The sequence below is a fragment of the Bacillus sp. FCW2 genome, assembly GCF_021228595.1.
In the GTDB taxonomy this organism is placed as follows: Bacteria; Bacillota; Bacilli; order Bacillales; family Bacillaceae; genus Bacillus; species Bacillus velezensis.
In genome coordinates this window covers 1,106,092-1,131,982 of the sequence record NZ_CP089436.1, presented here as the reverse complement: position 1 = coordinate 1,131,982, position 25,891 = coordinate 1,106,092, and the positions used below count along the sequence as shown (strand labels likewise).

Sequence of the window (25,891 nt, the reverse complement as noted above, 5' to 3'; positions counted from 1 at the left end):
CTTATATGATTTCATTTTCTGATAAACTGACAAGTATCTTAGTCATATTCGTTTTGGTAAACCGGCCGATGACCTCAAAGCCTTTATCCGTATCTTTAATAACGGGCAGGGCATCGATCTGTTTTTCAATTAAATACTTGGCGATGTCCATCACATAATCGTCACGCCGGCAGACGGCGATATTCGGCATTCTTGTCATGATAATATGAACCGGTATTGAGGCAAGTTCCTGCTGGCCGATGCTCGCCCGCAGCAAATCTTTGCGTGACAGCACACCGACTAAGACAGCATCACGATCTACGACAAATAACGTGCCGACATCTTCTAAAAACATGGTGCAGATGGCATCGTATACCGAGACATTTTCATTGATGACAACAGGGATCGATTGAAAATCTTTCACTTGCAGCTTTTTCAGTTTATCCGCAAGCAGCTGATTTCCCGTTTTCCCCGTATAAAAATAACCGACCCGCGGACGGGCCTCTAAGAAGCCTGACATGGTGAGTATGGCCAAGTCCGGCCGCAGCGTGGCCCTCGTTAAATTGAGCTGTTCTGCGATATGCTCGCCGGTAATCGGGCCGTTTTCCTTTACAATCTGTAAAATTTGTTCTTGCCGTTTATTTAATTCGATCGTACTCACCACCTTTATGGAAGGGTTTCTTTATCTATGTTTTCATTCTGTGATGTTTATGTAAAAGGGGAAAAGACGATTGCCGATCACACAGCAACCGTCTTTTTCTTTATTTTACAATAAGATGATTCATATTAGCAAAAGACTTGATCACATCTGCAAGAGCGGTCATTTGCGCTAAACGGTTGGTTTTTAATGCTTCATCGTCCGCATTTACCATCGTGTGATTAAAGTAGTCTTCAATCGGCTCCTTTAATCCGCTGAGCACATCAAGCGCCTGTTCATAGTTTTTGGAGGCAAAGCTTTCCGCGACACTGTCTTTTGTTTTTTGATAAGCGTCAAACAGCTTTTCCTCCTGTTCATTTTCAAACAGATCCGGCTTGATATCCCGGCTCTCGCCTTTTTTGCTGATAGAGATAACCCGGCCGAGTGATTCAGCCGTTTCTTTAAAGCCGGGTGCGCCGAGGTGCTTCTCAAGCACTCTTGCCTTATGAACGGCTGCATACGGCTCAAGCTCTGTGCTGTCCAGAACGGCTTCAATAACGTCATGACGGATGTCTTCAGTGTTTAAGACGTATTTCAGACGCTGTGTAAAGAAATCGAGGAGCTCATTTTCTTTTTCCGTTTCTGTCAATGACAGAAGCTCTTTAAACGAAATGTCCCAATTGCGGTCGATCAGAATGGAAACGATGCCGCTTGCCTGACGGCGCAATCCGTACGGATCCTGAGAACCTGTCGGAATTACGTCAATGCTGAAGAAGGAAGCAATCGTATCCAGTTTATCAGCTAACGCCACGACCGCGCCGGTAAAGGTTGAAGGCACTTCTCCCCCGGCCGCTCTCGGCATATAGTGCTCATTGACAGCGGCAGCGACGGCATCATCTTCACCGAGCATGCGCGCATATTTTTCTCCCATTACGCCTTGAAGCTCAGGGAACTCATAGATCATATGTGTAACCAGGTCAAATTTAGAAATCTCTGCGGCGCGCTTCACAAGTTTTTGCGTCTGTTCATCCGCTTTCAGGCGGACGGCAAGTTTGCCCGCAATGGCGGCCACTCTTCTTACTTTATCTCCAAGGGAGCCGAGCTCTTCATGGAAAACGATATTTTCCAGTTTCTTCACGTTTTCATCAATGTTCAGCTTTTGGTCTTCTTTGTAGAAGAACGCAGCATCTGAAAGCCTTGCTCTCAGCACTTTCTCGTTTCCGCGGGCAACATTTTCAATTGCATGGCTGTTCCCGTTTCTTACCGTAATAAAATGAGGCAGCAGATTCCCGTTTTCATCTTTTACCGGGAAGTAGCGCTGATGCTCTTTCATTGTTGTCACAAGCACTTCTTCAGGGATAGAAAGAAACTCGGATTCAAAAGATCCGTAAAGCGCCGTCGGGTATTCCACCAGATGGTTGACTTCGTTCAGCAGGTCCTCATCGATCGGAATGTTCCATTTCTTCTCAGCCGCAAGCGCATCCAGCTGGCTTTGGATCATTTGTTTGCGTTCTTTCGGGTCAGCAATGACGCTTTGTTCTTTCAGCAGCTTTTCGTATGATGACGGCGCATCAACAGATACTTCTTGGCCGAGAAAGCGGTGTCCCTGCGTGTTCCGGCCCGTCTCGACATTTGTGATTTCAAACGGAATGACGTCTTTTCCAAAGAGGGCGGCAATCCATTTGATCGGACGGATATAGCGCAGATCCTGCGTGCCCCAGCGCATGTTTTTCGGAAAATGCATTCCGGCAATCAAATTTTCCAGCTGCGGTAAAAGTGTCTTCGTCTCTTGTCCCGCCTGGAATTTTTGAACGAAGACATATTCCGTGCCGTTTACATCTTTTATATACAGGTCATCCACTCCGGCGCCTTGGCCTTTTGAAAATCCGATAGCGGCTTTTGTCCAGTTTCCGTCAGCATCCAGAGCGATTTTTTTCGCAGGGCCTTTTGCTTCTTCCTGAATATCAGCCTGTTTTTCTGCTACGTCTTTTATATATACTGCCAGACGTCTCGGCGTATTAAAAAGTTTCACTTCGCCATGGGCGATATTTTTTTCAGCCAGCCAGCCGGTCAGCTTTTCACCGAGCTGCACCATGCTGTCATGTAAAAACCGCGCCGGCATTTCCTCGAGTCCGATCTCTAAAAGCAAGTCTTGTTTACTCATGGGAAGAGCCCTCCTCTTTAAGCATTGGGAACCCTAATTTTTCCCGTTCTTCATAATACGTTTTTGCCACTTTTCTCGCTAAGTTGCGGACACGGCCGATATAACCCGTCCGCTCTGTCACCGAGATCGCGCCTTTTGCATCGAGCAGATTAAATGTGTGAGAGCATTTCAGCACATAATCATAGGCCGGATGCACGAGCCCGTTATCCATTTGTCTGATCGCTTCTTTTTCATAGGTGCTGAACAAATGGAAAAGCATATCCACGTCAGATGTTTCAAAAGTATAAACGGAATGCTCATATTCAGCCATCATAAATAAATCTTTCACAGTAAATCCTGACGTCCATTCAAGATCAAAGACGTTTTCTTTGTCCTGAATATATGACGCGAGACGTTCAATACCATACGTGATCTCAACAGATACCGGTTTACATTCAATTCCGCCCACCTGCTGGAAGTATGTAAACTGAGTAATTTCCATCCCGTCAAGCCATACTTCCCAGCCGAGACCTGCACAGCCTAAAGACGGGTTTTCCCAGTTGTCTTCTACGAAACGGATATCATGTTCAAGCGGGTCAATGCCGAGCGCACGCAATGAATCAAGGTAAAGCTCTTGAATGTTATCAGGCGACGGCTTGATAATGACTTGGAATTGGTGATGCTGATAGAGCCTGTTCGGGTTTTCACCGTACCGTCCGTCCGCAGGCCGTCTGGACGGCTCAACGTAAGCCACTCTCCACGGTTCCGGCCCGATGCTTCGTAAAAATGTATACGGGCTCATTGTGCCTGCGCCTTTCTCCACATCATACGACTGCATGAGCACACAGCCTTCATTCGACCAGTGCTTCTGCAAGGTTAAAATCATATCTTGAATGTTCATTTCAAGCACCTCCACTTTCTCCATTCTTTTACAAGTGCGGCGGCAACCAAAAAACTCCCGTCTCTATGCTTGCCGGCCGCAAACATAGGGACGAGAGTTCTCCCGCGGTTCCACCCTAGTTGCTGAGGATGTGAATCACTCAGCCTCTTTTTAAAGGGTTGCTCGAGAATGCCTTTCGTTGCGCGCTCATCCTTAGCTTACACTGCCCTAAGGTCGCTTGTATGAGTTGGACGCAAGTACTTCTTTCTGTCACTGCAACATATTTTATAATAAATGATCATATAAAAAGATGGGCAGAATGTCAACTTTTGTTTTCATCCAAAAGGTTCTTCATGCTTTCCATCTGATCTAAAAACCGTTTTGACTTTAAATAAAGTCCTGAGTATTCCTCGTAATACAGATCAATGACCCGTTTAATTTCGTTTTTGGTTTCCTGTTTTAACGAGACGCTGCCGAGCCTTCCGATATCAAAGTAATAAAAAAGCCTTAGCAGCCTTGCCGTTTGCGGCGAAATCGGAACTCTGTACGGATCCTTTTCAAAGCAGCGGTGGCAGATAAACCCGTTATCTCTTATCGAAAAATGAAACGTCCCTTCCCCGCTTTTGCAGTGGACACAATGATTCAGCTCCGGATACAGCCCCATGACGCCGAGCATTTTCATCTGCACGATGAAGGTGATCACGTCCGGGTCAGTCCCGTCATTCAGCCTCTTAAAGGATTCGAGAATCAATTCGAATAAATAGGGGTTCGGTTTCTTCTCTTCCGTTCCTTTGTCAGTGAGTTCAGCGATAAAAGCGGCATACGCCGTCAAAAATAAATCTTCTCTGATCGTTCTCATGCTGAGAATCATTTCACCCTGCTGGAGCGTGCCGAGTCCGGATGTTCTTTGCATTAAAAATGACCCGTACAAAAACGGCTGGCTGACTGCTGACAGCCGGCTGGCTGACTTCCTGGCGCCCCTTGCCATGACGCCGATTTTGCCGTGTTCCCTCGTCAGCAATGTCACGATTTTATTCGTCTCCCCGTAGTCATTCGTACGGAGCACGATTCCTTCACATTTAGTCAGCATTTCCGCACCTTCCAACAACGGGAGGGGCCAAGAGGTTTACAAAATTGGAAAATCAATTCGGGCTAGCTCATCTTCCGGTTCTTCGGGTCTTTCCAGGTTCTCTTTTTCCAGTTCTTTAAAAAGAAGGTACGTATCAACACTTCCTGTTTGAGAAAATACGTTCCAGGTAAAATTCAACACAAAAAACCCACCTTTCATCATTAAACTAGCTTTGCAATCCAAATTCTTACCCTTATCTTGACCTGATGTCCTCCTTTTCATGTTAAACAAATTTTGCTAACGAATCCCTGCTTCTGTGAGGTAATCTCACACCTCAGGCATGCGCCTTAGATGAATTAATATTCATCCTCTTTGAAGCCGAAATCACGCAGCTGAGACATTTTATTCCGCCAGTCCTTCTGCACTTTCACCCATAATTCCAAGTAAACGCGCGAACCCAAAAGAGCTTCAATATCAGCCCGCGCTCTTTTGCCGACTTCTTTCAGAAGCGCTCCTTTTTTGCCGATGACGATGCCTTTTTGAGAATCCCGCTCGACCACAATCGTGGCGGCGACATGGACGGAGCCGTTTTCCTGCCCTTTAATGGACTCGATAGCGACAGCGATGCTGTGCGGCACTTCTTCCCTTGTCAGATGGAGCACCTTTTCCCTGATCAGTTCAGAAATAATGAACCGCTCGGGATGGTCAGTCACCTGATCGCTCGGATAGAACTGAGGCCCTTCCGGTAAATACGCTTCAATCTGCGCGAGAAGGGTTTCGACGTTGTTCCCTTCCAAAGCTGAGATCGGCACGATTTCCTTAAACGGATAGCGCGTACGGTACTCATCAATTAAAAGAAGCAGCTGGTCAGGGTGGATCTTATCAATTTTGTTTACGATCAGAAAGACCGGCGTGGACGTCTGTCCGAGCTTTTCAATGATAAACTCGTCGCCTTTTCCGTACCCTTCTTCGGCGTTAATCATAAATAACACCAAGTCAACTTCTTTCAGCGTATTCTGCGCCACTTTCATCATAAAGTCGCCAAGCTTGTGCTTTGGTTTGTGAATGCCCGGTGTATCAATAAAAATGGTCTGCGACGTGCCGGTTGTCAGCACCCCTTGGACTTTATTTCTTGTCGTCTGGGGTTTGTCGCTCATGATGGCGATCTTTTGACCGATGACCCTGTTTAAAAAGGTAGACTTTCCTACATTCGGCCTTCCGATGATAGATACAAATCCTGATTTAAAGCTTTCGTTCGTCATGTAAATCCTCCGATGAAAATGCGCCCGGCAATAATTCTTCCGCAGTCATTTCTTTTATTTGTCCTTGTAAGTTGGTCAGAATAACAAGCATATCCTTTGAGCACAGCTCGGAAATTACTTGTCTGCAGGCTCCGCACGGCGAAACCGGTCCCGGAGTATCCGCAGCCACGGCGAGCATCGTAAATTCCGTATCCCCCTCGGAAACAGCTTTGAATATCGCCGTGCGTTCAGCACAGTTGCACATGCTGTATGCCGCATTTTCAATGTTGCAGCCTCTGTACACTTTTCCGTCTTTGGTAAGAAGAGCGGCTCCCACTCTGAAATTTGAATACGGCACATACGCTGTGTCCCGCGCTTTTAATGCTTCTGCAATCAATTCTTGTCTGTTCATGTGTACTTAATTCCTCTCTTACCTTTATCCTGTATGATACCGCTGTCACTTTTATTTTACATAATTATGATTGGTTTTTCACGCCCATTTTTGGCAATGTAAAATAATTGTAAGAATCTTCTGCTAACATATCTTCGGCAAGAAGATGAGTAAACCAATGATACACGATATCACGGCAAAGACGCAAACGGCTCCGGCGGCCGCGTCCTTTGCCGCTTTTGCGAGCGGGTGATACTGATCGGTAACTAAATCCACAACATGCTCTATCGCCGTATTTAAAAGCTCCAAAGCAAGCATCCCTCCGATCAGCACCAAAACAACGGCCCATTCGGCTGTGCTCAGCCCGGTGAGAAAACCGCAAACGATAACGGCGCAGGCCGCGGTAATATGAAATTGAAAATTCCGCTCTGACCGCGCCGTTTTCCAGATTCCCCTCCATGCATGGACAAAGCTCTTCAGGAACCTGCTCCACTCGTTTTTATGATCTCGTGAGTCCATACTCATCCAGCAAATCCTTTTGCTTTGAAAACATTTCTTCCTCTTCTTCTTTTGTCATGTGATCATAGCCAAGCAAATGCAAAAAGCCGTGGACGGCCAGAAAACCGAGCTCTCTCATAAACGAATGGCCGTACTCTTCCGCCTGCTCTTTCGTTCTGTCTGCGCTGATGATAATATCTCCTAAAACAGGCGGCATGTCGGCGCCTACGATTTCAACCTCGTCCTCGCCTTCTTCTTCAAGCGCAAACGAAATGACGTCAGTCGGAGTGTCTTTTCCCCGGTAGTCTCTGTTGATTTCTCTGATTTCTTCATTTGTCACAATCGTGACCGATACTTCAGCCTGATCCTGAACGCCTTCTTTTTCCGCCGCGAATTGGAGCAGCTTCTCCACTTCTTGGAGCGCATCAGCTGAGACGCTGTTCGTTTCATCAACAATATCTATGAGTAAACCCATTTATTTCACCTTCTTCGTAGCCTCCGGATATTCAATCCGGGAGTGGAAAATTCCTTTTAACGTCGCACATAGTGTTTTTGCGATCGTATCCAGTTCTCGGAACGTGAGATCACATTCTGAGAATTGTCCGTCCTGAAGCTTATCGGATATAATTCCCCGCACCAGTTTTTCGATCCGCTCGGGATTGGGATTATGCATGGAACGGACGGCGGCTTCAACGCTGTCGGCCACTGAGATAATAGCCGCTTCTTTCGATTGCGGCTTCGGCCCCGGGTAGCGGAACTCTTTCTCTGTAATCTGGTCGCCCTTTTCTTTCGCTTTATAATAAAAGAATTTCAAAAGGGACGTTCCGTGATGCTGCTCCGCGATATCCACAAGCTCTTTCGGAAACTTATAGCTTCTGAGCATATTCGCACCGTCTGTCGTATGTGCGATAATGATATTTTTGCTGAGCTGCGGAGACAGCTTGTCATGCGGATTATCCATATTCATCTGATTTTCAATAAAATATTGCGGACGTTTCGTTTTGCCGAGATCGTGATAATACGCTCCGACCCGTGCTAAAAGACCGTTTGCCCCTACGGCTTCACAAGCCGCTTCCGACAGATTTGCCACCATGACGCTGTGATGATATGTACCGGGTGTTTCCGTTAAAATCTTTCGAAGCAGGGGATGATTCGGATTAGACAGTTCAATCAGCCTCATCGTTGAAAGAATGCCGAATCCCGTCTCAAAAAACGGCATCAGACCGATAATCAGAACGGATGAAGCAAGTCCCGAGACGGCCCCCATCAGCATCAGCGTTCCGATTTCAACCGGTGACAGCGCCGTATTTTGTATTAATAAAAGCGACAGCACGATAATCATATTAATAAATGAGACGAACAGTCCCGCCTGCAATATTTTTGATCTCGCATTATGTTTTCCCAAAAACAGAATGCCTGAAATGCTGCTGATTAAATAGTAAATGCCGATGACGTAATTAAATGTTCCCGTCACACCCTGATTAAACATCATACTGCCGCAGATCGCCAGAATGATGCTTCCTAAAATGGCGAGCCTTTCATTGAGCAGCAGCCTGATTAAAATCGCGCCGGCGGCGATCGGCACAAGATAGCCGATATTGGTGTATTCAATCTTCTGAAAGAGACTGACGACTTCCATAATGACGAGAATAAGCGTTGTAATGATAGAAAACAGCAAAAGAGATTTATTTTTCAGCTTAAGCTCCTGCTGCTGTTTCTCAAAATAGTAGACAAGCGTGGCAATAAACAGCCCGATCATCAGAAGGAGACCGCTGATCGGTTTTAACAGGTTGGAATTATTCAAAAGCCCCGTCAGTTCGAGCTTCCTGTATACTTCCCGGTCGATCAGATCATTCTCTTCCACGAGAACCTGTCCTTGTTTGATCTGTACCGGCTGGACGCTGTCTGACGCTTCCTGGCGTTTTTCATCCGTCGCTTTCGGATCAAATACATAATTCGGGATGACCGCGTATTTTCCGATTTCAGTCGCAGCCGCTAAATATTTTGACGGCACAGAAGCGCTTTTCAGCTCTTTTGCGACCTTATCCTTCGCTTCGGCAAGCTTTTCAGAAGGAATTTCACTGCTCATCACCGTATTCACCGCGGTAATGACGGAATCCCTCACAAATGAGAAATCTTCATTGTTTGCATGGAGAAGCGATTTAATGGCATCTTCCGAGACGGATTCATTGACATCCTGTGTCAGCTTGTTTTTCACCGATTTTACCAGTGATTTTTCCGAAGGTGACTTTTTGTCTTTTTCCGCATCTTTTTTCACTTCGCCGATGCTGTCAAAAATGGAAGTGATCAGGTCAAGCCGGTTGTCGGTATAGCCTTTTTTCAAAGTGTATTGATCTTCCACCGCATCTTCGGCCGCCTGCTTTTTCGATTCCGTCGCCTGCTGATCTTCCACTGTGGCGGGCGCGTAAATCGTCTTATCACTGACTGAAAACAAATCCAAATTAAGTGATTCAGGTTTTACATGAATAAAGAGCAAACCAAACATGATCGCTGAAAGCAGCAGGTACAGCAGCACATGGGCTGAGCGGGCATGTCTGAAACTGCGGAACCGTTCCCGGGCGCTTTTGCCCTTTCCCTTCTTTTTCAAAACAAGAACCTCCTCCCTGAAACATCAGGAACACATCATATAAAAATGACCCGATAACGGGAGATCGGGTCATTTTTGCATTACTTTTGCTTATCATAAGCTTCAATAATTTTTGCAACAAGCGGATGCCTGACCACATCTGTCTGGTCAAGTTCAATCACGGAGATGCCGTTTACGTCCTTCAGCATGTCCTTCGCTACTGCAAGTCCCGATGTGACGCCTTTCGGCAGGTCAATTTGGCTTACGTCGCCCGTAATGATCATTTTAGAGCCAAAACCCAATCTCGTCAAAAACATTTTCATTTGAGCGGGAGTGGTATTCTGGGCTTCATCAAGAATCACATACGCGTCGTCAAGCGTCCGCCCTCTCATATAGGCAAGCGGGGCGATTTCGATAACCCCTCTTTCCATAAGACGCTCCGTATGGTCGCTTCCGAGCACATCATGGAGCGCGTCATACAGCGGGCGCAGATAAGGATCTACTTTTTCCTTTAAATCTCCGGGCAGAAAGCCGAGGCTCTCGCCGGCTTCCACAGCGGGTCTTGTTAAAATGATTTTTTTAATGTGGCCGTTTTTTAAAGCGTGCACCGCTTTTACGACCGCCAAATAAGTTTTGCCGGTTCCCGCCGGCCCGATGCCGAACACCATGTCGTTTTTCTTCATCGCCGCCACATATTCTCTTTGGCCGATGGTTTTGACACGGATCGGTTTGCCTTTTGCCGTTTTCGTTATTTCCTCTTCATACATGCTTTCAAAATAGTCCAGTTCATCTTTTTTTGCCATTTTCACGGCATACAGCACATCACGTTCCGAAATCTCGATCCCCTTGCGAATTAAAGTAAGGAGCGAGCCCAATAATCTGTCAGCGATCTCAAATGTTTCATCATTCCCGGAAACGTAAATGGTTTCACCGCGTGTGATGAGGCTAATGCCCAGATCCTTCTCCATTAAATGTAAAAAAGCATCTTGGGTGCCGAACAAAGAAAGTGCTTCGTCCGGGCTTTTCAGTTTGTGATTAATCGCAAGTAAATGTTCTGCCATTCTTTAGTCTCCCTGAACAATAGGTGTGGTTTGAACGATATCTTCTATAACTTGGTAGAGAATAATCAACTTTACTTTACCATTCTCAACGGATTGGTGCAAAACTTTTTCACTTTCCACCTCTCCGCTGCCGTTTAATCGCTTTTCTACATCTTGTCTTCCCATTTTGATACCGGCCTGAACCGCTTCGCCTTTCGTATAAGTCCGCACGGATGTTTCACTTTCTCTTGTCTGTTCTTGAACGTAAGAAACCGGAAGCTTCATCCCCAGAAATTGAAACCGATGCTTTTCTTCCTCTGTTTTCGGATGTTTCAGCGGCTTCTCATTAAATTCAAAGCCCCAAAAAGGCACGCCCCATGATCCGAAAGACAGCTTGTGCTTCGTCCTTACTTTACCCGTATATAGCGTAAATGATGTTTCAAGAGGCACGGTTACTTCTGACTTGTACCATGTTTCTCCGTAAATTTCCGCTTTTGAGGCGACTTTCCGGTCTTCATTTCCGATCAGTCCTGAGACGAGGAGCTGTCCTTTGTCAACATGATCGTTCACAAAAGCCATCGGCTGCCCCTTTTGCACGAACATCCTTTTGATGACCGCCTTCTTTTTGGCAACGATATGGCGGGGGCTCACGTACTTTTCTTTTGTCGGTTCGTTTTTTTCGACCACTTTCATATGAAGGGCTGTCCCGTTCAATTCCACACCGACCCACGTAATATTATCGATACCGTTTGTTAATGATTTTTGAATTTTCTCCGGCGTCATCATTAAAAATTGCAAACGGCCTTTTTTCACACCGATTTCTTCAAGGTGCTTTACCATCTGATGCTCGGTTTCGGGCTTGGCCCCTTTAATATCAATTTCCCAAATCATGTTGGACAAAAGAAATAATATAACAAAAAATATCACAAATCCCGCAGTGAAGCCCAGGTTTAATTTTGATTTGAGAAGCAGAAAGGGAAGACCCTTTCTTTTTGTAAAGCTTGCTTTGCATTCATGTTTTCTGATGACTCTTCTGAAAGCATGTACATCCTGAAGCTGAATCATCAGCAGGACACAGTCTTGCTTTTTTTTCACCGCAAAGATGGCGATTCCGTTTCTCGTGCATTCATTCAGCAGCCGTTCAATCCCTTTTCCTTTGACTTCTACTTGGACTTTACCCGAAAAAAATGACAGCCATTTGTTTTTCACATTATTTCCCCCCGGCTTTATGAATCGACATATCGTACGTGATCTATCGTGCCTTCCAAAAGAATTTCTTCAGGAAGGATTGCCTTAATGACCAAGTTTTTTCCTGATATGATACATTGCCCCTGCTTGAGCATCAGCCTGACTTCTTCTTCGCTGAACAGCAGGAGGCCTCTGTGATTCTCTATGTAGATATGAAGTCTGCCGACCATCGTAATACGAGGCAGATCCATCATAACGTCCGGGGGAATTTCCAATGCTCTTGTCAGCCATGCCTTTACACGATTCTTTCTTTGCCCCATAAAAAAAGAACCCCCTTTCATCTCATATGTATGATTTGAAAAGGGGTTCTAACACTTTATTTTTTACCGATGTTCCGCATGGTTCGGTGCGGTTTTTTTGCACGGGGCGGACCCAAAACCTCACTGAATATAATACCTTGGACCGCAGTTTCTTTATTTATTTTGAGGGCTGATTTCTTCAGAGACGCGTTTCGTGCGCGTGCGGATGTCAGCTTATGTTCAAGCCCGTTAAACATCTGCTCCGTCTCCGCTAGGCGCTTTTCAGCTTCCCTTCTTTTTTGCTCAAAAGGGTTCTCTTTTGAAACGGCAGGCAATTCTTCCGCTTCCGGCTTATGCTCTTTCTGCGGCTGTTTTTGATCCTGCTTTTTTGCCTGATTTCCGGGACGTGTACCCGGCGGACGTTTTTCATCTTTGTTTTTCTTGCCGAATATTGCCGATATAATGCCGATGACGGCGGCAATGACGAGCGGATTTGTCAGAATCTCGTGCATATAGCGGCTCCCTCCTTAATAGAGAGGTTATTGTTGGTCTTCATCTTGCTGGTCATTCGTCAGCTTGCCGATAGAATCCCTCATGTCCGTATCCGCGTCGATATTTTTTATGTTCATATAGTCCATGACGCCGATGTTTCCTTCACGCAACGCTTCTGCCATCGCAAGCGGCACTTCGGCTTCTGCTTCCACGACTTTTGCACGCATTTCTTCTACGCGAGCGCGCATTTCCTGCTCTTGGGCGACCGCCATGGCGCGGCGCTCTTCGGCTTTGGCCTGCGCAATGTTTTTGTCTGCTTCTGCCTGATCCGTCTGAAGAATCGCTCCGATGTTTTTGCCGATATCAACGTCGGCGATGTCAATCGAAAGAATTTCAAACGCGGTGCCTGAATCCAGCCCTTTGCCAAGTACGGTCTGCGAAATCATATCAGGATTTTCAAGCACTTTTTTATGATTGTGTGAAGAACCGATTGTCGAGACAATCCCTTCTCCGACACGGGCGACAACCGTCTCTTCTCCCGCTCCTCCGACAAGGCGCTCAATATTGGCTCTTACCGTGATTCTGGCTTTTGCTTTTACTTCAATTCCGTCCATGGCGACACCCGCGATAAACGGTGTTTCAATGACCTTCGGATTGACGCTCATCTGTACGGCTTCCAATACGTCACGCCCGGCCAGGTCAATGGCTGCGCAGCGTTCAAATGTCAGTTCAATATTGGCGCGCTGTGCCGCAATCAGGGCATTGACCACCCTGTCGACATTACCTCCGGCCAGATAATGGCTTTCGAGCTGATTTGTTGTTGCGGATAGGCCGGCTTTATGCGCTTTAATTAACGGATTGACAACGCGGCTTGGTATGACGCGCCGCAGCCTCATCCCGACCAAAGTGAAAATGCTGATTCTGACTCCTGCCGCAAGCGCCGAAATCCATAGCATCACCGGTACAAAGGTGAAGAATATGGCTAACACAATAATGGCAGCAGCAACTAATGCTAAAATCGCCAAACTTGACAGTTCCATCTAATTCCTCCTCAAGGTTATCATCTATATTTCTCTCACGACAATGCGTGAGCCTTCCGCTTTCACTACTTTCACCTGTCTGTCTTTTTCAGTGAATGATCCTTCCGAGACGACATCCAGACGTTCATCATCAATAATGACGGTGCCTGACGGTCTGAGGGCTGTAGCGGTAATGCCGACTTTTCCCAACAGCTCCGTCCGGTTCTGATTTGAAACATAACCGCTCTCCGTGCTTGTTGAATCAGTTAATATTAATTTTTTAAAGAATTTCATTCGTTTCCCCAACACCCTTGTTAATATGATAAAAGCTGTAATAGATACAGCAAAGGCGATCAAGAGAGAAACCGCCATTACAGTAAAGCTGCCCGCAGCGAGAAAGAGGCTCGCTATGACGCCTGCAATACCGATAAGACCGATTATGCCTCCGGGCAGAAATATCTCTAAAAGGATAAAAACCAAGCCCGCGCAAAATAAGAATACGCTGTCATAGCCGGCGAATCCGGCAGCGATATGCCCGGTAAAAAACAGCAGCATGGCCGTCAGTCCGACAGCACCCGGTATCCCGAGGCCCGGCGAGAACAATTCAATGGTCAAACCAAGCAAAGCAAGCGTTAATAAGACGGGGACAACAAACGGATTTGTCAGCCATCTGCCCAGTTTGCCGACGAAACCTTCTTTTGCATGGTGAACATCCGCTTTGTCAAAACCGAGCTTTGTATATAAAGCATCAAGGTCTGAAACCGTGCCCTCCGAATATCCGACTTCCTTGGCTTTTTCAGCTGTCAGTGTCAGCAGTTTTCCCTTTGGGGCGCCCGCTTCCTTTGCATTGATGGCGGGATCTGCCATGGCCAGCGCATATTTCGGATTTCGGTTGTTTTTAACCGCTGCGTCCGCCATTTCTGCATGCCACAGTGATTGAGCCTTTTTGTCTGCCGCGTTTCCTTTTCCGTCGATGATGGCTGCGGCACCCATTTTTCCGCCCGGCGCCATATAGATTTCATCTGCCTGAAGCGCTATATACGCTCCGGCAGAAAGCGCCCGTTTATTAACGTAAGCGGTAACAGGCACATCCGCGCGGCCGATGATATCCGCAATATCCAAGGCTGATTGAACAGCGCCTCCCGGTGTATTGATGTCAAGAATAATGTGTGACGCGCCGGACTCCTTCGCTTCTTTGAAAGAACGCGATAAAAACGAGGCGAGCCCCTGTTCGACATTTTTCTCAACCTGGATGACATAAACCGATGGATGATCAGCTTTCGCGTTCAATTGAACCCCTAATAAAGATAATACAAATAAGCCCAATAGAGCAACAGCAATTCCGGTTTTTTTTCGGAACAAGGCAAATATACCCTCCTTCCCGTTTCGTTCTTCTTTATATACGTAACAAATGTACTTTAGTTTCATTTTTTTATGTATAAAAAAAGACATCTCTCTAGGAAAGATGTCTTTTTTCTTGTCAATTAAGATAATTGACTGCTGACAAGTCTGTTAATTACGCTGCCGTCAGCTTTACCTTTTACTTTAGGCATAATAGCACTCATCACTTTGCCCATGTCCGCTTTCGAGCTCGCACCGACTTCAGCGATGGTTTCATTTACGATTGTCTGCAGCTCTTCTTCAGAAAGCTGCTTCGGTAAATAAACTTCTAAAATGTCCAGCTCTTTTTGAACTTTATCTACTAAATCTAAACGATTAGCGTTTGAAAATTCATGGAGGGAGTCTTTACGTTGCTTAAGTTCACGAGATAGGACAGTAAGTTCCTCATCCTCGGTCAAACTGTCTTTCTTAAGCTTAATTGCTTCGTTTTGAAGTGAAGCTTTCACCATTCGAACGACAGTCAGTTTGTCTTTCTCACGGCTTTTCATATACAGCTTCATATCTTGGTTAAGTCGCTCAAGAAGACTCATAAATCCACCCTCTTTTAGAATTTGCGTTTTCTAGCAGCTTCTGACTTTTTCTTGCGCTTTACGCTAGGTTTTTCATAAAATTCGCGCTTTCTTGCTTCTTGCAAAGTACCTGTCTTTGATACACTGCGTTTGAAGCGACGAAGAGCATCTTCAAGCGATTCGTTTTTTCTAACGACCGTTTTTGACATTCTCTTTCCCTCCCTCCGAATACACCAATCGACTACCTTTAAAAAGATACATATATAAACATGTACTTTGACATTATAATATAAGCCATCAGTCAGGTCAACTAAGCGAGCTCACTTTTCCGTCATGAATAAGGCTGCTTGTCTATATAATGATGGAAAGGGGTGTTTCATTTGATGATACTGATTCTCTTTACCGCACTTATCCTGATTTTTTTACTCGGAATGAGCCTGCTCAGGCAGGGGCTGATCGCATTAACGTATTCAAAAATTGAGAAGAGCCTGCTCTTATTTACCGACCACCCTTTGAAAGCTTTTCTCATAAGCATCGTATTCACTGGTTTTCTTCAGAGCAGCTCAGCCTTCATGGTCATTGTCATCGGCTTTGTCAGCGCAGGCGCTTTATCTTTTAAACGGACCATTCCGATGATTCTCGGCACGAATGTCGGCTCCACGTTTACGACGGAGTTTTTAGCCATAAAGATGGATGTGCTCATTTGGGTGCTTTTTATCGGAGGCCTTGTGTTTATCCTCATCCGTAAATATCCGTTCAGGCAGATCGGCATAAGCTTCCTCGGTCTCGGCATCATCTTTTTTTGCATCACATGCTTCAGCCGGCTCGCCGTTCCGCTGACAGAAATGAAGGCGGGGGCGGAGGTTTTGCGCCATGTGAATGATTCGAGCTGGTCCGCTCTTTTTATCGGTATGATATTGACGGCAATCATTCATTCAAGCTCCGTCTGCATCGGCATTTTGATGAGTTTTATGAACGAAGGGGTGATCGGCATTGAACAAGCGGTCAGCGTCGTTCTGGGATCTAATATCGGGACATGCGTCACGGCCGTCATGGCTGCTGTTTCAGGCGGTTATGCCGCCAGACAGACCGCCGGTGCTCACGTTGTGTTTAATATTCTCGGCGTGCTGCTCGTATTTCCCTTCCTGTCCGCATCAGCAGGTTTTACGGAGCGCCTGTCTGATGATCCCGCGCAGATGATTGCGCATTTCAGCCTGTTATTTAACGTAGTCACCGCCCTATTGTTTCTGCCGTTCACACATTTGTTTTACCGGCTGATTGACAGGCTGATTCCTCCGAAACCGTAAAAAAACCGATGCGGGAAGGCACCGGTTTTTTTATCTGTTATGAAGACATGCGCATGTTCCGGGTCATTTCATCCTCAACGACACGGACGAATTGTCCTTCGTTATACGGATAGCCCGCTTTTTGAATTTTGACTTTGACAAGTTTGCCGATTACATCCTCCGTGCCTTTGAAGACGACTTTCATGTAATTGTCCGTATAGCCGACGAACATGCCGTCTTCATCAGACTCTTTAAACGCCTCTTCCGGAATGATTTCCAGAACCTCTCCTTCATAATCGGAGGCGTATTCTTTTGCAAGCTGGTCAGACAGCGCGATCAGCTTATGCACCCGTTCGTTTTTCACGTTCTCGTCAACCTGGTCTTCCATTCTGGCCGCAGGTGTTCCGGTGCGTTTGCTGTAAGGGAATACGTGAAGCTCTGAAAACTTATGTTCTTTAATGAACCGGTATGTTTCCATAAATTCTTCTTCCGTTTCACCCGGGAAACCGACGATGACATCAGATGTGACGGCCAGACCCGGCAGCGCTTCTTTCAGCTTATTTAAACGGTCCGCGAAAAATTCCATCGTATATTTGCGTCTCATCCGTTTCAGAACGGTGTTTGATCCTGACTGAATCGGGATATGAAGGTGGCGGACGATTTTATCAGACGCATCCAGCACTTCAATCACTTCATCAGTGATTTGGCTTGCTTCAATAGATGAAATTCTGATCCGCTTCAGTCCTTCTACACGTGTATCAAGCTCGCGGAGAAGCTTGGCGAAATTATAATCTTTCATATCTTCGCCGTAGCCGCCCGTATGAATCCCCGTCAGGACGATTTCTTTATAGCCGGCATCCACCAGCTGCTGCGCCTGTTTAATGACTTCTTCCGGATCGCGGGAACGAAGCAGGCCGCGCGCCCAAGGGATAATGCAGAACGTACAGAAGTTGTTGCAGCCCTCTTGGATTTTTAACGACGCTCTTGTGCGGTCAGTAAAAGCGGGAACATCCAGCTCTTCAAACACGCGTGCTTTCATAATATTGCCGACGCCGTTGATCGGCTGGCGCTCTTCCCTGTACTGCTCAATGTAACCGAGCATTTTTTCACGATCCTGCGTGCCGACGACGATGTCAACACCCGGGATGGCCATAATTTCTGCCGGAGAGGTTTGCGCATAGCACCCTGTTACGCAGATGACGCCGTCAGGATTTTGGCGGATCGCCCGTCTGATGACTTGACGGCTTTTTTTATCTCCCGTGTTTGTTACCGTACATGTATTAATGACATATACATCTGCTGTCTGTTCGAATTCTTTTCGTTCATAACCCGCATCTTTAAACAGCTGCCAGATTGCTTCTGTTTCATAATGGTTGACCTTGCAGCCAAGGGTATGAAAAGCAACAGTTGCCATTACTGATCACCTCTTAATAACTCTGTATGATAGGAAACTGCGCTTAACGCGTAAAGAGGCGCAGTTTCAGTCCGTAAAATTCTCGGTCCGAGGCCGCATAAGACGGCGCCTTTTTCTGAAAGCTGATGAACTTCAGACTCAGTCAGACCGCCTTCAGGGCCGAATACGATTAAAAGAGACGAACCTTGCGGAAGGCTTTTGAGCTCCGCGGCGAAAGCGCCCGTTTCTCCCTGCTTTGATGACTCCTCGTATGCAACGACACATTTATCGACATTCTCCGCCATTTCAAGCAGCTGCCGGAACGTATAAACGGTTTTCACTTCGGGAATTTCATTGCGGTACGATTGCTCCGCCGCTTCCTTCGCGATTTTCGCCCATCTCTCCCGTTTTTTCTTTGCCTTTTTGTCGTCAAGCTTAACGACGGATCTGGCGCCTTGAAAAGGGATGAACATACTTGCCCCCAGCTCGGTCCCTTTTTGGATAATCCATTCAAGCTTATCGCCTTTCGGGAGGCCGCTTGCGATCCTGATCTTCAAAGGCAGTTCACGGTTTTCACCCGTCCACTCAGCAATGCTGCATGATATATGATCTTTAGAAACCTCTTTAAGCAGGCATAACGCTTCATGGCCGTCTTTCGAACAGCAGATAATCCGGTCTCCCGCACTCATTCTCATGACGTTCGCTATATGGTGGACGTCTTCCCCCGTGATTTGAAAATCAGGAGTTTCGTCCATCTCCTGCTTCGTGAGCTCGATAAAATATCGTTGCATACGCTGTGACACCTACTAACTGTTATTTTTTCGCGATGATGCTGACCCAATCTTCCATAGACAGAATTTCTATGATGGTAAAGCCGGCTTTTTCCAACGCTTCTTTTACTTCCTGTTTTTTCTGGCCGATAATGCCTGAAGTAATAAAATGGCCTCCGTCTTTGAGCAGGTCGTACGCCTGTGATGTAAAGCGGAGAATCACTTCCGCCAAAATATTTGCGACAATGACATCATGTTCGCCCGTGATGCCGTCTAACAAATTGTTCTGCTTCACTTCGGCCGTATCACTCACTTTGTTCAATTTCAGATTCAGACGCGCGCTTTCAACAGCGACCGGATCAAGGTCATACGCATGAACCGATTCGGCCTCAAGCATGGCGGCCGCGATGCTTAAAATTCCTGAACCGGTGCCGACATCAATGATACGGTCGCCTTTTTGAACGATACGCTCAAGCGCCTGAATGCATAAAACCGTTGTCGGATGCGTTCCCGTACCGAATGCCATACCCGGGTCCATTTCGATAATCAGTTCATCTGTATGAACAGGTGTATACGTTTCCCATGTGGGAACGATCGTGAACTTTTCAGAAATTTTCACAGGATGATAATACTTTTTCCAAGCTGTCGCCCATTCTTCTTCATTAACTTCAGAAATGGTGATTTTGTTTCTGCCCAAATCAATGTCGTACAAAAGCAGATTGTTAATCGTCTCTTTAATGCCGTCCACCGTTTCGCCGAGGAAACTGTTGATCGGCAGATACGCTTTGACAATGACACCCTCATCGGGGTAATCATTGGGGTCGAGCTGGTAGATTTCCCCGTAAACATTCTCACGCTCTTTCATTAAATCAAGCGGATCTTCGATGACAACCCCGCTCGCACCAGCTTCATGCAAAATATTTGAGATGGGTTCGACCGCTTCATGTGTTGTGTGAATGCTGATTTCGGACCATTTCAAAACTACCAACTCCTATCCAATCATTACTCGCCTTTAAATGCGCGTTTTACTTTGTCAAAGAAACTCATTTCTTGTTCATCCGGCAGGTTTCCGCTGACTTCAGCGAATTCGCGGATGATGTCTTTTTGTTTATCTGTCAGATTCGTCGGTGTGACGACGCGGACGACAATGTGCTGGTCGCCTTGTCCGTAGCCCCGGACGTTCTGAACGCCTTTGCCTCTTAATCTGAATTTCGTGCCGGTTTGTGTGCCGGCAGGTATTTTCAATTTCACTTTTCCGTGAAGCGTCGGCACTTCCACTTCGTCTCCGAGTGCCGCTTGGGCAAACGTTAACGGCATTTCGCAATAAATATCGTCTCCGTCGCGCTCAAAGAACTCGTGGGCGCGCACATGGAATACGACAAACAGATCTCCCGCCGGCCCTCCGTTTACGCCCGGTTCACCTTGGCCCGGAACGCGCAGCTGCTGTCCGTCGTCCACACCGGCAGGAATCGTGACATTGATTTTTTTCCGTTTTTTCACTTTGCCCGTGCCGCCGCAGTCAGAACACTTGTTTTTGATGATTTTTCCTGTTCCTTCACAGTGGTGGCAGACTCTTCGGTTAACCACTTTGCCAAACGGCGTGTTCTGTTCGACGTTCAGCTGGCCTGAACCTCCGCAGTGCGAGCACGTATCCGGCTTTGTTCCCGGCTTCGCGCCAGACCCTTTACATGTTTCGCAATTCTCTTCGCGCGGAATTTCAATGATCGTTTCTTTTCCGAAAGCCGCGTCTTCAAATGACAGGGTCATTGTATACTGCAGATCCGCGCCTTGCCGCGGCGCATTCGGGTCACGGCGTCTCGTGCCGCCTCCGAAGATGCTTGAGAAGATGTCATCGAAACCGAAGCCGCCGAAGTCTCCGCCGCCTCCGAAACCGCCGCCGAATCCCTGGTTAGGGTCTGTATGGCCGAATTGGTCATATTGAGCGCGTTTTTGGTCGTCTGAGAGCGCTTCGTACGCTTCTTTTACCTCTTTGAATTTTTCATCTGCTCCGGATTCTTTATTGATATCAGGATGATATTTTTTTGAAAGCTTCCGATAGGCTTTTTTGATTTCATCCTTTGAAGCGCTCTTACTTACCCCAAGCACTTCATAGTAATCACGCTTACTCATCTCGCTTCACTCTCCCGAATTTCTCACATAAATTAGATTGTATCATTTTGAATTATGTTTTTTCAATTCCTTTTATCCCGGGCAAGAAAAAAAGTCAAAGCCAAGAGATGCCTGACTTTGACTTTCTGTCTGTTGAATCAGAATATGCTGTGTGTTCTTCCGCCTATAGCCACGCGGGAAAGAACTTATTTTTTCGTTTCGTCGTCTTTTACTTCTTCGTATTCCGCATCGACAACGTTGTCGTCCGCTTTTTTGCCTTCAGCGTTTGCTCCGCCTTCAGCCTGCTGCGCTTTTGCAGCTTCTTCATAAAGCTTCATAGAAAGCTCTTGAACGATTGTTTGAAGCTCATCTTTTTTCGCTTTGATGTCTTCAATTTCGTTTTTCTCGATAGCGGCTTTCAGCGCGTCTTTCGCGTCGTTTGCTTTTTTCACTTGCTCTTCGTCCACTTTGCCTTCCAGATCTTTTAATGTTTTTTCCGTTTGGAACACAAGCTGGTCAGCTTCGTTGCGGACTTCGATTTCTTCTTTTCTCTTCGCATCAGCGTCAGCGTTTTCTTCCGCTTCTTTTACCATGCGTTCGATCTCATCATCAGAAAGACCTGAAGAAGATTTGATAGTAATGTTTTGTTCTTTTCCTGTGCCTAAGTCTTTCGCTCTTACGTTTACGATACCGTTTTTGTCAATATCGAAAGAAACTTCGATTTGCGGTACGCCGCGCGGTGCCGGCGGGATATCAGTAAGCTGGAAGCGGCCGAGCGTTTTGTTGTCGGCAGACATCGGGCGCTCACCTTGAAGCACGTGAATGTCAACAGCCGTTTGGTTGTCGGCAGCGGTTGAGAATACTTGAGACTTGCTCGTCGGAATTGTCGTGTTGCGGTCGATCAGTTTCGTGAACACGCCGCCCATTGTTTCAATACCGAGAGAAAGCGGTGTAACGTCAAGAAGAACAACGTCTTTTACGTCTCCCGTGATGACGCCGCCTTGAATCGCTGCACCCAGCGCTACAACTTCATCAGGGTTTACGCCTTTATGCGCTTCTTTACCCGTTTCTTTTTTGATTGCTTCCTGTACGGCAGGAATACGTGTTGATCCGCCGACAAGGATAACTTTGTCGATTTCGCTTGCAGAAAGATCCGCATCTTGAAGAGCCTGACGGACAGGAGCCATTGTGCGCTCAACAAGGTGAGCGGAAAGCTCTTCGAATTTAGCGCGGGTCAGGGTCAGCTCAAGGTGAAGCGGACCTGCTTCTCCCGCCGTGATAAACGGTAAAGAAATTTGTGTGGATGATACGCCGGAAAGATCTTTTTTCGCTTTCTCAGCCGCATCTTTCAAACGCTGAAGCGCCATTTTGTCTTTTGAAAGATCAATGCCGTTTTCTTTTTTGAATTCTGCTACGAGATGATCGATGATGACTTGGTCAAAGTCGTCCCCGCCAAGACGGTTGTCACCGGCAGTTGAACGGACTTCAAACACGCCGTCGCCAAGTTCAAGAACAGATACGTCAAACGTACCGCCGCCAAGGTCGTAAACAAGAATTGTTTGGTCTTCGTCCGTTTTATCAAGTCCGTATGCAAGCGCTGCTGCAGTCGGCTCGTTGATAATACGCTCTACTTCAAGACCGGCGATTTTACCGGCATCTTTTGTCGCTTGGCGCTCTGCATCGTTGAAGTATGCAGGAACCGTGATAACGGCTTTTGAAACTGTTTCGCCGAGGTAGCTTTCAGCATATGCTTTCAGATGCTGAAGGATAATAGCTGACACTTCTTGAGGCGTGTAGTCTTTTCCTTCGATTTCCACTTTATAGTCAGTACCCATATGGCGTTTAACAGACATGATTGTGTTAGGATTTGTGATTGATTGGCGTTTCGCCACTTCCCCTACTTGGCGCTCGCCGTTTTTAAATGCAACGACTGACGGAGTCGTACGGTTTCCTTCAGCGTTGGCGATGACTGTAGGCTCTCCGCCTTCAAGCACTGCCACACATGAGTTTGTCGTACCCAAGTCAATTCCGATTACTTTACTCACTTTGAATTACCTCCTGCTATGTAGTTATTGATTCACTTTTACCATTGAAGGACGGATGACGCGATCCTTCAGTTTGTAGCCTTTTTGCAGTTCTTCGATAACAATATTGCTGCCGAAGTTTTCATCTTCCACCTGCATGACGGCTTGGTGAAGGTTCGGATCAAATTCCTGACCGACAGCTTCGATGGCTTCAACGCCTTCTTTTTCAAGTGCGTCCATCAGCTGGCGGCGGACCATTTCCATACCTTGCAGCAAGCTTTTTGTCTGCTCGCTTTCAGCTTCTACCTGTAGCGCCCGTTCAAAGTTATCGAGAGCCGGAAGGATTTCCGTTACGACGTTTTGAGAACGGTATTTCTGAGCAGCTTCCATTTCAAGGCGGCTGCGTCGTTTATAGTTTTCAAAGTCTGCTTGAACACGCAAAAGTTTGTTTTCTTTTTCATCAAGCAAACCCTGCAATTCATCAATTTGGTGCTGAAGGGCTTCTTCCTGACCTGCCGTTTCTTCATGCTGCTCTTGTGAAGCGGCTTGTTCTGCCTGTTCTGTCACTTCTTCTTGTTCTGCTGCTTCAACCTGTTCTGCGGTTTGTTTTTCTTCTGACATTGTGTTCACCTCCCTCAAATGCTGTAAAAAGATGACTGAAAATGATTGCCAAAATTCCCTTATTCATCATACAAACTTGTGAATGCTTTTGACAAGTCCGAAGTCACGTGCTGCAGCAGGCTGACGACTCTTGAATAATTCATGCGCGTCGGCCCGATAATCGCGATTGATCCGATCTGCTTCGTATCAACTGTATAGGTGGCCGTGATTAAGCTGCAGTTTTCCATTTCTTCGTAGTCGTTTTCTTTCCCGATTTTGATTGAAATCCCGGCTTTTGATGACTGAAACAGCTTCAGAACATCCTGCTCTTTTTCAATTAAAGATAAGAGCGAGCGGACCCTTTCAATATCATGGAACTCCGGCTGATTCAGCATGTTGATCTTTCCGCCGAAAAACAATTTCTCAACGTGGGCCGCCGGATGGAATGTGGAGCGGAGCGATTCAAGTATGCTGTCATAGTTGGCGATATGCTGCCTTAAATATGTGACAACCTCTTTGAAAATGCGCTCATTCAGTTCGGCCATCGGCACGCCCGCTAATCGATCGTTTAGTATATTGACCAGTTTTTCAATATCGGCCAAATCCACTTTAGCCGGGAAATTGATGGTGCGGTTTTCGACATGCCCCGTGTTCGTGACGAGGATGGCGACCGCCTTATCCGGCTGGATCGGAACGATTTGAATCTGTTTAAGATAGTTCTCGCTCAGCGTCGGCCCGAGGACAATCGATGTGTAGTTTGTCAGGTCGGACAGGATTTGCGCTGATTTTTGGACTGTTTTTTCCAGCTCGAAGATTTTTTCTTTAAATATCGAGTGAATTAAATCCAGATCGGTTTTTGTCAGCTTGACGGGTGACAGCAAATGATCGACATAATACCTGTACCCTTTTTCCGACGGGATCCGTCCTGAGGATGAATGGGTTTTTTCAATAAAGCCCAATTCCTCCAAGTCAGCCATCTCGTTTCTGATCGTTGCAGAGCTGAATGTAATCTCGTCTTTTTTTGAAAGAGTTCTTGATCCTACAGGCTGCGCTGATTGTATAAAATCATTAATAATCACTTGCAGGATCAACAGCTGACGATTTGTTAACATCATCATCACCCCTGTTAGCACTCAAGGTCAGCGAGTGCTAATTCTATATCAAAAGTAACAAACCAAAAGAAAAATGTCAATTATAACTCACCCAAAAAAGCGCCAAAAACCTCATTTCCTAATAATTTGCCCTCATGCGTTAATGCAACCGATTCTTCCGTGTCACAGATCAGGCCTTTTTCGGTTAAATCTTTGAGAACATCGGGAAACAGTTCGTCGACCGAGCGTCCGAATTTATCGAGAAAAGCTTGCTTTTGTACGCCGGACATTTTTCTGAGACCGAGGAACATTTCTTCTTCAATCTGCTCCTCACGTGTCACCTCGTGCGTGTCACGGTAAGGCAGCCCCTTTTCTTCGATGAGCTGCATGTAATGTTTCACAGGCCCGGCGTTGACGGTGCGCGTGCCGCTGATATATCCGTGAGCGCCAGCGCCAAAACCGAAATACTCTTCATTGCTCCAATACGTCAGATTATGCTGCGATTCGTATCCGGGCTTTGCAAAGTTACTGATCTCGTATTGACGGATGCCCGCTTCACTCATCTGCCTCATGACCGTTTCATACATCTCGGCCTCTTGTTCTTGCGCCGGGAGATGCAGGCGGCCTTTTTGCATTAAATTATAAAACACCGTTTTCGGCTCTACGATCAGCGAGTAAACGGAATAGTGCTCCGCATCAAGAGACAAAGCCGTTTTGACGGAATTGTCAAGATCGGCCAGCGTCTGACCCGGCAGGCCGAACATCAAATCGAGACTGATGTTGTCGAAGCCGAGAGCCCTCGCACGTTCAAAGGAAGTGAATACGTCCTTTTGTTTATGCACTCTGCCGATTTTTTGTAAAAGCTCATCTTCAAAGGTTTGAACACCGAAGCTCAGCCGGTTGACACCGGCATTTTTCATGATTTTTAATTTTTCCGGGGACAAATCATCCGGATTCGCTTCCGCGGCAAATTCTATGAGTCCGTCAGAAGGCTTCAGCACGCGGTGAATGGAATCCATCAATTTTTCCAGCTGGACGGGTGAGAGCGATGTCGGCGTGCCTCCCCCGATAAAAATCGTACGGAGATCAGGGCGTCCCGTCCGTTCTATTGTATTTATCATTTCCTTTTCGAGTGAGTTTAAGTACTCATCGACAGGCTGGCTCTGAATAAAATATTTATTGAAATCGCAATAGTGGCAGATATGCTCACAAAACGGGATATGAATATAAGCTGATTTCATTTTG

General features: G+C 46.5%; 26 protein-coding genes and 1 pseudogene. 1 reads left to right on the top strand and 26 read right to left on the bottom strand.

From position 1 onward, the window contains the following. Position 1 precedes the first annotated feature (1 nt). The 18 genes and pseudogenes from ccpN to rpsU form a co-directional block, all read right to left on the bottom strand. The gene (gene ccpN / locus K3G25_RS05695) at positions 2–640 is read right to left on the bottom strand and encodes a transcriptional regulator CcpN (protein WP_003152989.1); all 639 of its coding nucleotides are present in this window, start codon (positions 638–640) and stop codon (positions 2–4) included. A 100-nt stretch (positions 641–740) separates the two neighbouring features. After that, the gene (gene glyS / locus K3G25_RS05690; RefSeq protein WP_232489625.1) at positions 741–2,780 is read right to left on the bottom strand and encodes a glycine--tRNA ligase subunit beta; all 2,040 of its coding nucleotides are present in this window, start codon (positions 2,778–2,780) and stop codon (positions 741–743) included. Further along, positions 2,773–3,660, bottom strand: a complete 888-nt coding sequence (glyQ, locus tag K3G25_RS05685; protein WP_003152984.1) for a glycine--tRNA ligase subunit alpha — start codon at positions 3,658–3,660, stop codon at positions 2,773–2,775. The genes glyS and glyQ overlap by 8 nt, the downstream gene beginning before the upstream one ends. A gap of 301 nt (positions 3,661–3,961) precedes the next feature. After that, entirely contained in the window at positions 3,962–4,729 is a 768-nt protein-coding gene (gene recO / locus K3G25_RS05680; protein ID WP_007408287.1) for a DNA repair protein RecO, read from the bottom strand. A gap of 36 nt (positions 4,730–4,765) precedes the next feature. After that, positions 4,766–4,909, bottom strand: a complete 144-nt coding sequence (locus K3G25_RS05675) for a YqzL family protein (RefSeq protein WP_007408286.1) — start codon at positions 4,907–4,909, stop codon at positions 4,766–4,768. Between the two features lie 155 nt (positions 4,910–5,064). After that, entirely contained in the window at positions 5,065–5,970 is a 906-nt protein-coding gene (gene era / locus K3G25_RS05670; RefSeq protein ID WP_007408285.1) for a GTPase Era, read from the bottom strand. After that, complete coding sequence (locus K3G25_RS05665; RefSeq protein ID WP_017418172.1) at positions 5,951–6,361, bottom strand: cytidine deaminase; 411 nt, start codon at positions 6,359–6,361, stop codon at positions 5,951–5,953. The genes era and K3G25_RS05665 overlap by 20 nt, the downstream gene beginning before the upstream one ends. A 123-nt stretch (positions 6,362–6,484) precedes the next feature. After that, positions 6,485–6,859 (bottom strand): diacylglycerol kinase family protein, encoded by a 375-nt coding sequence (locus tag K3G25_RS05660; protein WP_003152974.1) that lies wholly within the window; start codon positions 6,857–6,859, stop codon positions 6,485–6,487. Then, on the bottom strand, positions 6,840–7,313 hold the full coding sequence (ybeY, locus tag K3G25_RS05655; protein WP_003152973.1) for an rRNA maturation RNase YbeY: 474 nt from the start codon (positions 7,311–7,313) through the stop codon (positions 6,840–6,842). Before ybeY ends, K3G25_RS05660 begins: the two co-directional genes overlap by 20 nt. After that, positions 7,314–9,446: an HD family phosphohydrolase gene (locus tag K3G25_RS05650; RefSeq protein WP_053284931.1), complete on the bottom strand. Its 2,133-nt coding sequence runs from the start codon at positions 9,444–9,446 to the stop codon at positions 7,314–7,316. An 80-nt stretch (positions 9,447–9,526) separates the two neighbouring features. After that, entirely contained in the window at positions 9,527–10,486 is a 960-nt protein-coding gene (locus tag K3G25_RS05645; RefSeq protein ID WP_072176714.1) for a PhoH family protein, read from the bottom strand. Beyond that, a pseudogene (gene yqfD / locus K3G25_RS05640) lies at positions 10,450–11,674 on the bottom strand (sporulation protein YqfD). The gene K3G25_RS05645 and the pseudogene yqfD overlap by 37 nt, the downstream one beginning before the upstream one ends. A 17-nt stretch (positions 11,675–11,691) precedes the next feature. Continuing rightward, positions 11,692–11,973: a sporulation protein YqfC gene (yqfC, locus tag K3G25_RS05635; protein WP_003152966.1), complete on the bottom strand. Its 282-nt coding sequence runs from the start codon at positions 11,971–11,973 to the stop codon at positions 11,692–11,694. Positions 11,974–12,029: 56 nt separating this feature from the next. After that, positions 12,030–12,464, bottom strand: a complete 435-nt coding sequence (locus tag K3G25_RS05630; protein ID WP_014418408.1) for a hypothetical protein — start codon at positions 12,462–12,464, stop codon at positions 12,030–12,032. Between the two features lie 27 nt (positions 12,465–12,491). Further along, on the bottom strand, positions 12,492–13,484 hold the full coding sequence (gene floA / locus K3G25_RS05625) for a flotillin-like protein FloA (RefSeq protein ID WP_014418409.1): 993 nt from the start codon (positions 13,482–13,484) through the stop codon (positions 12,492–12,494). 24 nt (positions 13,485–13,508) lie between these two features. Beyond that, positions 13,509–14,825 carry an NfeD family protein gene (locus K3G25_RS05620; protein ID WP_173613468.1) on the bottom strand — a complete coding sequence of 439 codons (1,317 nt, stop codon included), beginning with the start codon at positions 14,823–14,825 and terminating at the stop codon, positions 13,509–13,511. Between the two features lie 122 nt (positions 14,826–14,947). After that, on the bottom strand, positions 14,948–15,394 hold the full coding sequence (locus K3G25_RS05615) for a GatB/YqeY domain-containing protein (protein ID WP_007408278.1): 447 nt from the start codon (positions 15,392–15,394) through the stop codon (positions 14,948–14,950). Positions 15,395–15,408: 14 nt separating this feature from the next. Further along, positions 15,409–15,582 (bottom strand): 30S ribosomal protein S21, encoded by a 174-nt coding sequence (gene rpsU / locus K3G25_RS05610; protein ID WP_003152957.1) that lies wholly within the window; start codon positions 15,580–15,582, stop codon positions 15,409–15,411. Between the two features lie 171 nt (positions 15,583–15,753). Between rpsU and K3G25_RS05605 the strand changes: the two genes are divergently transcribed. Further along, complete coding sequence (locus K3G25_RS05605; RefSeq protein WP_021494332.1) at positions 15,754–16,680, top strand: Na/Pi symporter; 927 nt, start codon at positions 15,754–15,756, stop codon at positions 16,678–16,680. Between the two features lie 37 nt (positions 16,681–16,717). Here the strand turns inward: K3G25_RS05605 and mtaB are convergent, their stop codons facing one another. The 8 genes from mtaB to hemW all read right to left on the bottom strand — a co-directional run bounded on the left by mtaB (position 16,718) and on the right by hemW (position 25,887). Beyond that, positions 16,718–18,073: a tRNA (N(6)-L-threonylcarbamoyladenosine(37)-C(2))-methylthiotransferase MtaB gene (gene mtaB, locus K3G25_RS05600; RefSeq protein WP_014305444.1), complete on the bottom strand. Its 1,356-nt coding sequence runs from the start codon at positions 18,071–18,073 to the stop codon at positions 16,718–16,720. Continuing rightward, positions 18,073–18,843, bottom strand: a complete 771-nt coding sequence (locus K3G25_RS05595) for a 16S rRNA (uracil(1498)-N(3))-methyltransferase (RefSeq protein ID WP_014418412.1) — start codon at positions 18,841–18,843, stop codon at positions 18,073–18,075. Before K3G25_RS05595 ends, mtaB begins: the two co-directional genes overlap by 1 nt. 22 nt (positions 18,844–18,865) lie before the next feature. Then, positions 18,866–19,801 (bottom strand): 50S ribosomal protein L11 methyltransferase, encoded by a 936-nt coding sequence (prmA, locus tag K3G25_RS05590; protein WP_025649832.1) that lies wholly within the window; start codon positions 19,799–19,801, stop codon positions 18,866–18,868. 23 nt (positions 19,802–19,824) lie between these two features. Then, a complete protein-coding gene (gene dnaJ, locus K3G25_RS05585) occupies positions 19,825–20,952 on the bottom strand; it encodes a molecular chaperone DnaJ (RefSeq protein WP_003152895.1) in 1,128 nt (375 codons plus the stop codon). A gap of 185 nt (positions 20,953–21,137) precedes the next feature. Further along, on the bottom strand, positions 21,138–22,976 hold the full coding sequence (gene dnaK / locus K3G25_RS05580) for a molecular chaperone DnaK (RefSeq protein ID WP_007408273.1): 1,839 nt from the start codon (positions 22,974–22,976) through the stop codon (positions 21,138–21,140). 24 nt (positions 22,977–23,000) lie between these two features. Continuing rightward, entirely contained in the window at positions 23,001–23,576 is a 576-nt protein-coding gene (gene grpE / locus K3G25_RS05575) for a nucleotide exchange factor GrpE (protein WP_003152892.1), read from the bottom strand. A gap of 59 nt (positions 23,577–23,635) precedes the next feature. Further along, positions 23,636–24,667, bottom strand: a complete 1,032-nt coding sequence (gene hrcA / locus K3G25_RS05570; protein WP_022552938.1) for a heat-inducible transcriptional repressor HrcA — start codon at positions 24,665–24,667, stop codon at positions 23,636–23,638. Positions 24,668–24,747: 80 nt separating this feature from the next. Next, positions 24,748–25,887, bottom strand: a complete 1,140-nt coding sequence (gene hemW / locus K3G25_RS05565) for a radical SAM family heme chaperone HemW (RefSeq protein WP_012118022.1) — start codon at positions 25,885–25,887, stop codon at positions 24,748–24,750. Positions 25,888–25,891 lie beyond the last annotated feature (4 nt).

What these genes read in the sequence shown, in the direction of transcription:
- K3G25_RS05615 (WP_007408278.1), bottom strand. Translation starts at nt 15,394, where the DNA reads ATGAGTCTTCTTGAGCGACTTAACCAAGATATGAAGCTGTATATGAAA.
- rpsU (WP_003152957.1), bottom strand. Translation starts at nt 15,582, where the DNA reads ATGTCAAAAACGGTCGTTAGAAAAAACGAATCGCTTGAAGATGCTCTT.
- yqfC (WP_003152966.1), bottom strand. Translation starts at nt 11,973, where the DNA reads ATGGGGCAAAGAAAGAATCGTGTAAAGGCATGGCTGACAAGAGCATTG.
- grpE (WP_003152892.1), bottom strand. Translation starts at nt 23,576, where the DNA reads ATGTCAGAAGAAAAACAAACCGCAGAACAGGTTGAAGCAGCAGAACAA.
- K3G25_RS05630 (WP_014418408.1), bottom strand. Translation starts at nt 12,464, where the DNA reads ATGCACGAGATTCTGACAAATCCGCTCGTCATTGCCGCCGTCATCGGC.
- dnaJ (WP_003152895.1), bottom strand. Translation starts at nt 20,952, where the DNA reads ATGAGTAAGCGTGATTACTATGAAGTGCTTGGGGTAAGTAAGAGCGCT.
- K3G25_RS05595 (WP_014418412.1), bottom strand. Translation starts at nt 18,843, where the DNA reads ATGCAACGATATTTTATCGAGCTCACGAAGCAGGAGATGGACGAAACT.
- glyQ (WP_003152984.1), bottom strand. Translation starts at nt 3,660, where the DNA reads ATGAACATTCAAGATATGATTTTAACCTTGCAGAAGCACTGGTCGAAT.
- K3G25_RS05665 (WP_017418172.1), bottom strand. Translation starts at nt 6,361, where the DNA reads ATGAACAGACAAGAATTGATTGCAGAAGCATTAAAAGCGCGGGACACA.
- hemW (WP_012118022.1), bottom strand. Translation starts at nt 25,887, where the DNA reads ATGAAATCAGCTTATATTCATATCCCGTTTTGTGAGCATATCTGCCAC.
- K3G25_RS05645 (WP_072176714.1), bottom strand. Translation starts at nt 10,486, where the DNA reads ATGGCAGAACATTTACTTGCGATTAATCACAAACTGAAAAGCCCGGAC.
- hrcA (WP_022552938.1), bottom strand. Translation starts at nt 24,667, where the DNA reads ATGTTAACAAATCGTCAGCTGTTGATCCTGCAAGTGATTATTAATGAT.
- floA (WP_014418409.1), bottom strand. Translation starts at nt 13,484, where the DNA reads ATGGAACTGTCAAGTTTGGCGATTTTAGCATTAGTTGCTGCTGCCATT.
- mtaB (WP_014305444.1), bottom strand. Translation starts at nt 18,073, where the DNA reads ATGGCAACTGTTGCTTTTCATACCCTTGGCTGCAAGGTCAACCATTAT.
- glyS (WP_232489625.1), bottom strand. Translation starts at nt 2,780, where the DNA reads ATGAGTAAACAAGACTTGCTTTTAGAGATCGGACTCGAGGAAATGCCG.
- K3G25_RS05660 (WP_003152974.1), bottom strand. Translation starts at nt 6,859, where the DNA reads ATGGACTCACGAGATCATAAAAACGAGTGGAGCAGGTTCCTGAAGAGC.
- ybeY (WP_003152973.1), bottom strand. Translation starts at nt 7,313, where the DNA reads ATGGGTTTACTCATAGATATTGTTGATGAAACGAACAGCGTCTCAGCT.
- recO (WP_007408287.1), bottom strand. Translation starts at nt 4,729, where the DNA reads ATGCTGACTAAATGTGAAGGAATCGTGCTCCGTACGAATGACTACGGG.
- era (WP_007408285.1), bottom strand. Translation starts at nt 5,970, where the DNA reads ATGACGAACGAAAGCTTTAAATCAGGATTTGTATCTATCATCGGAAGG.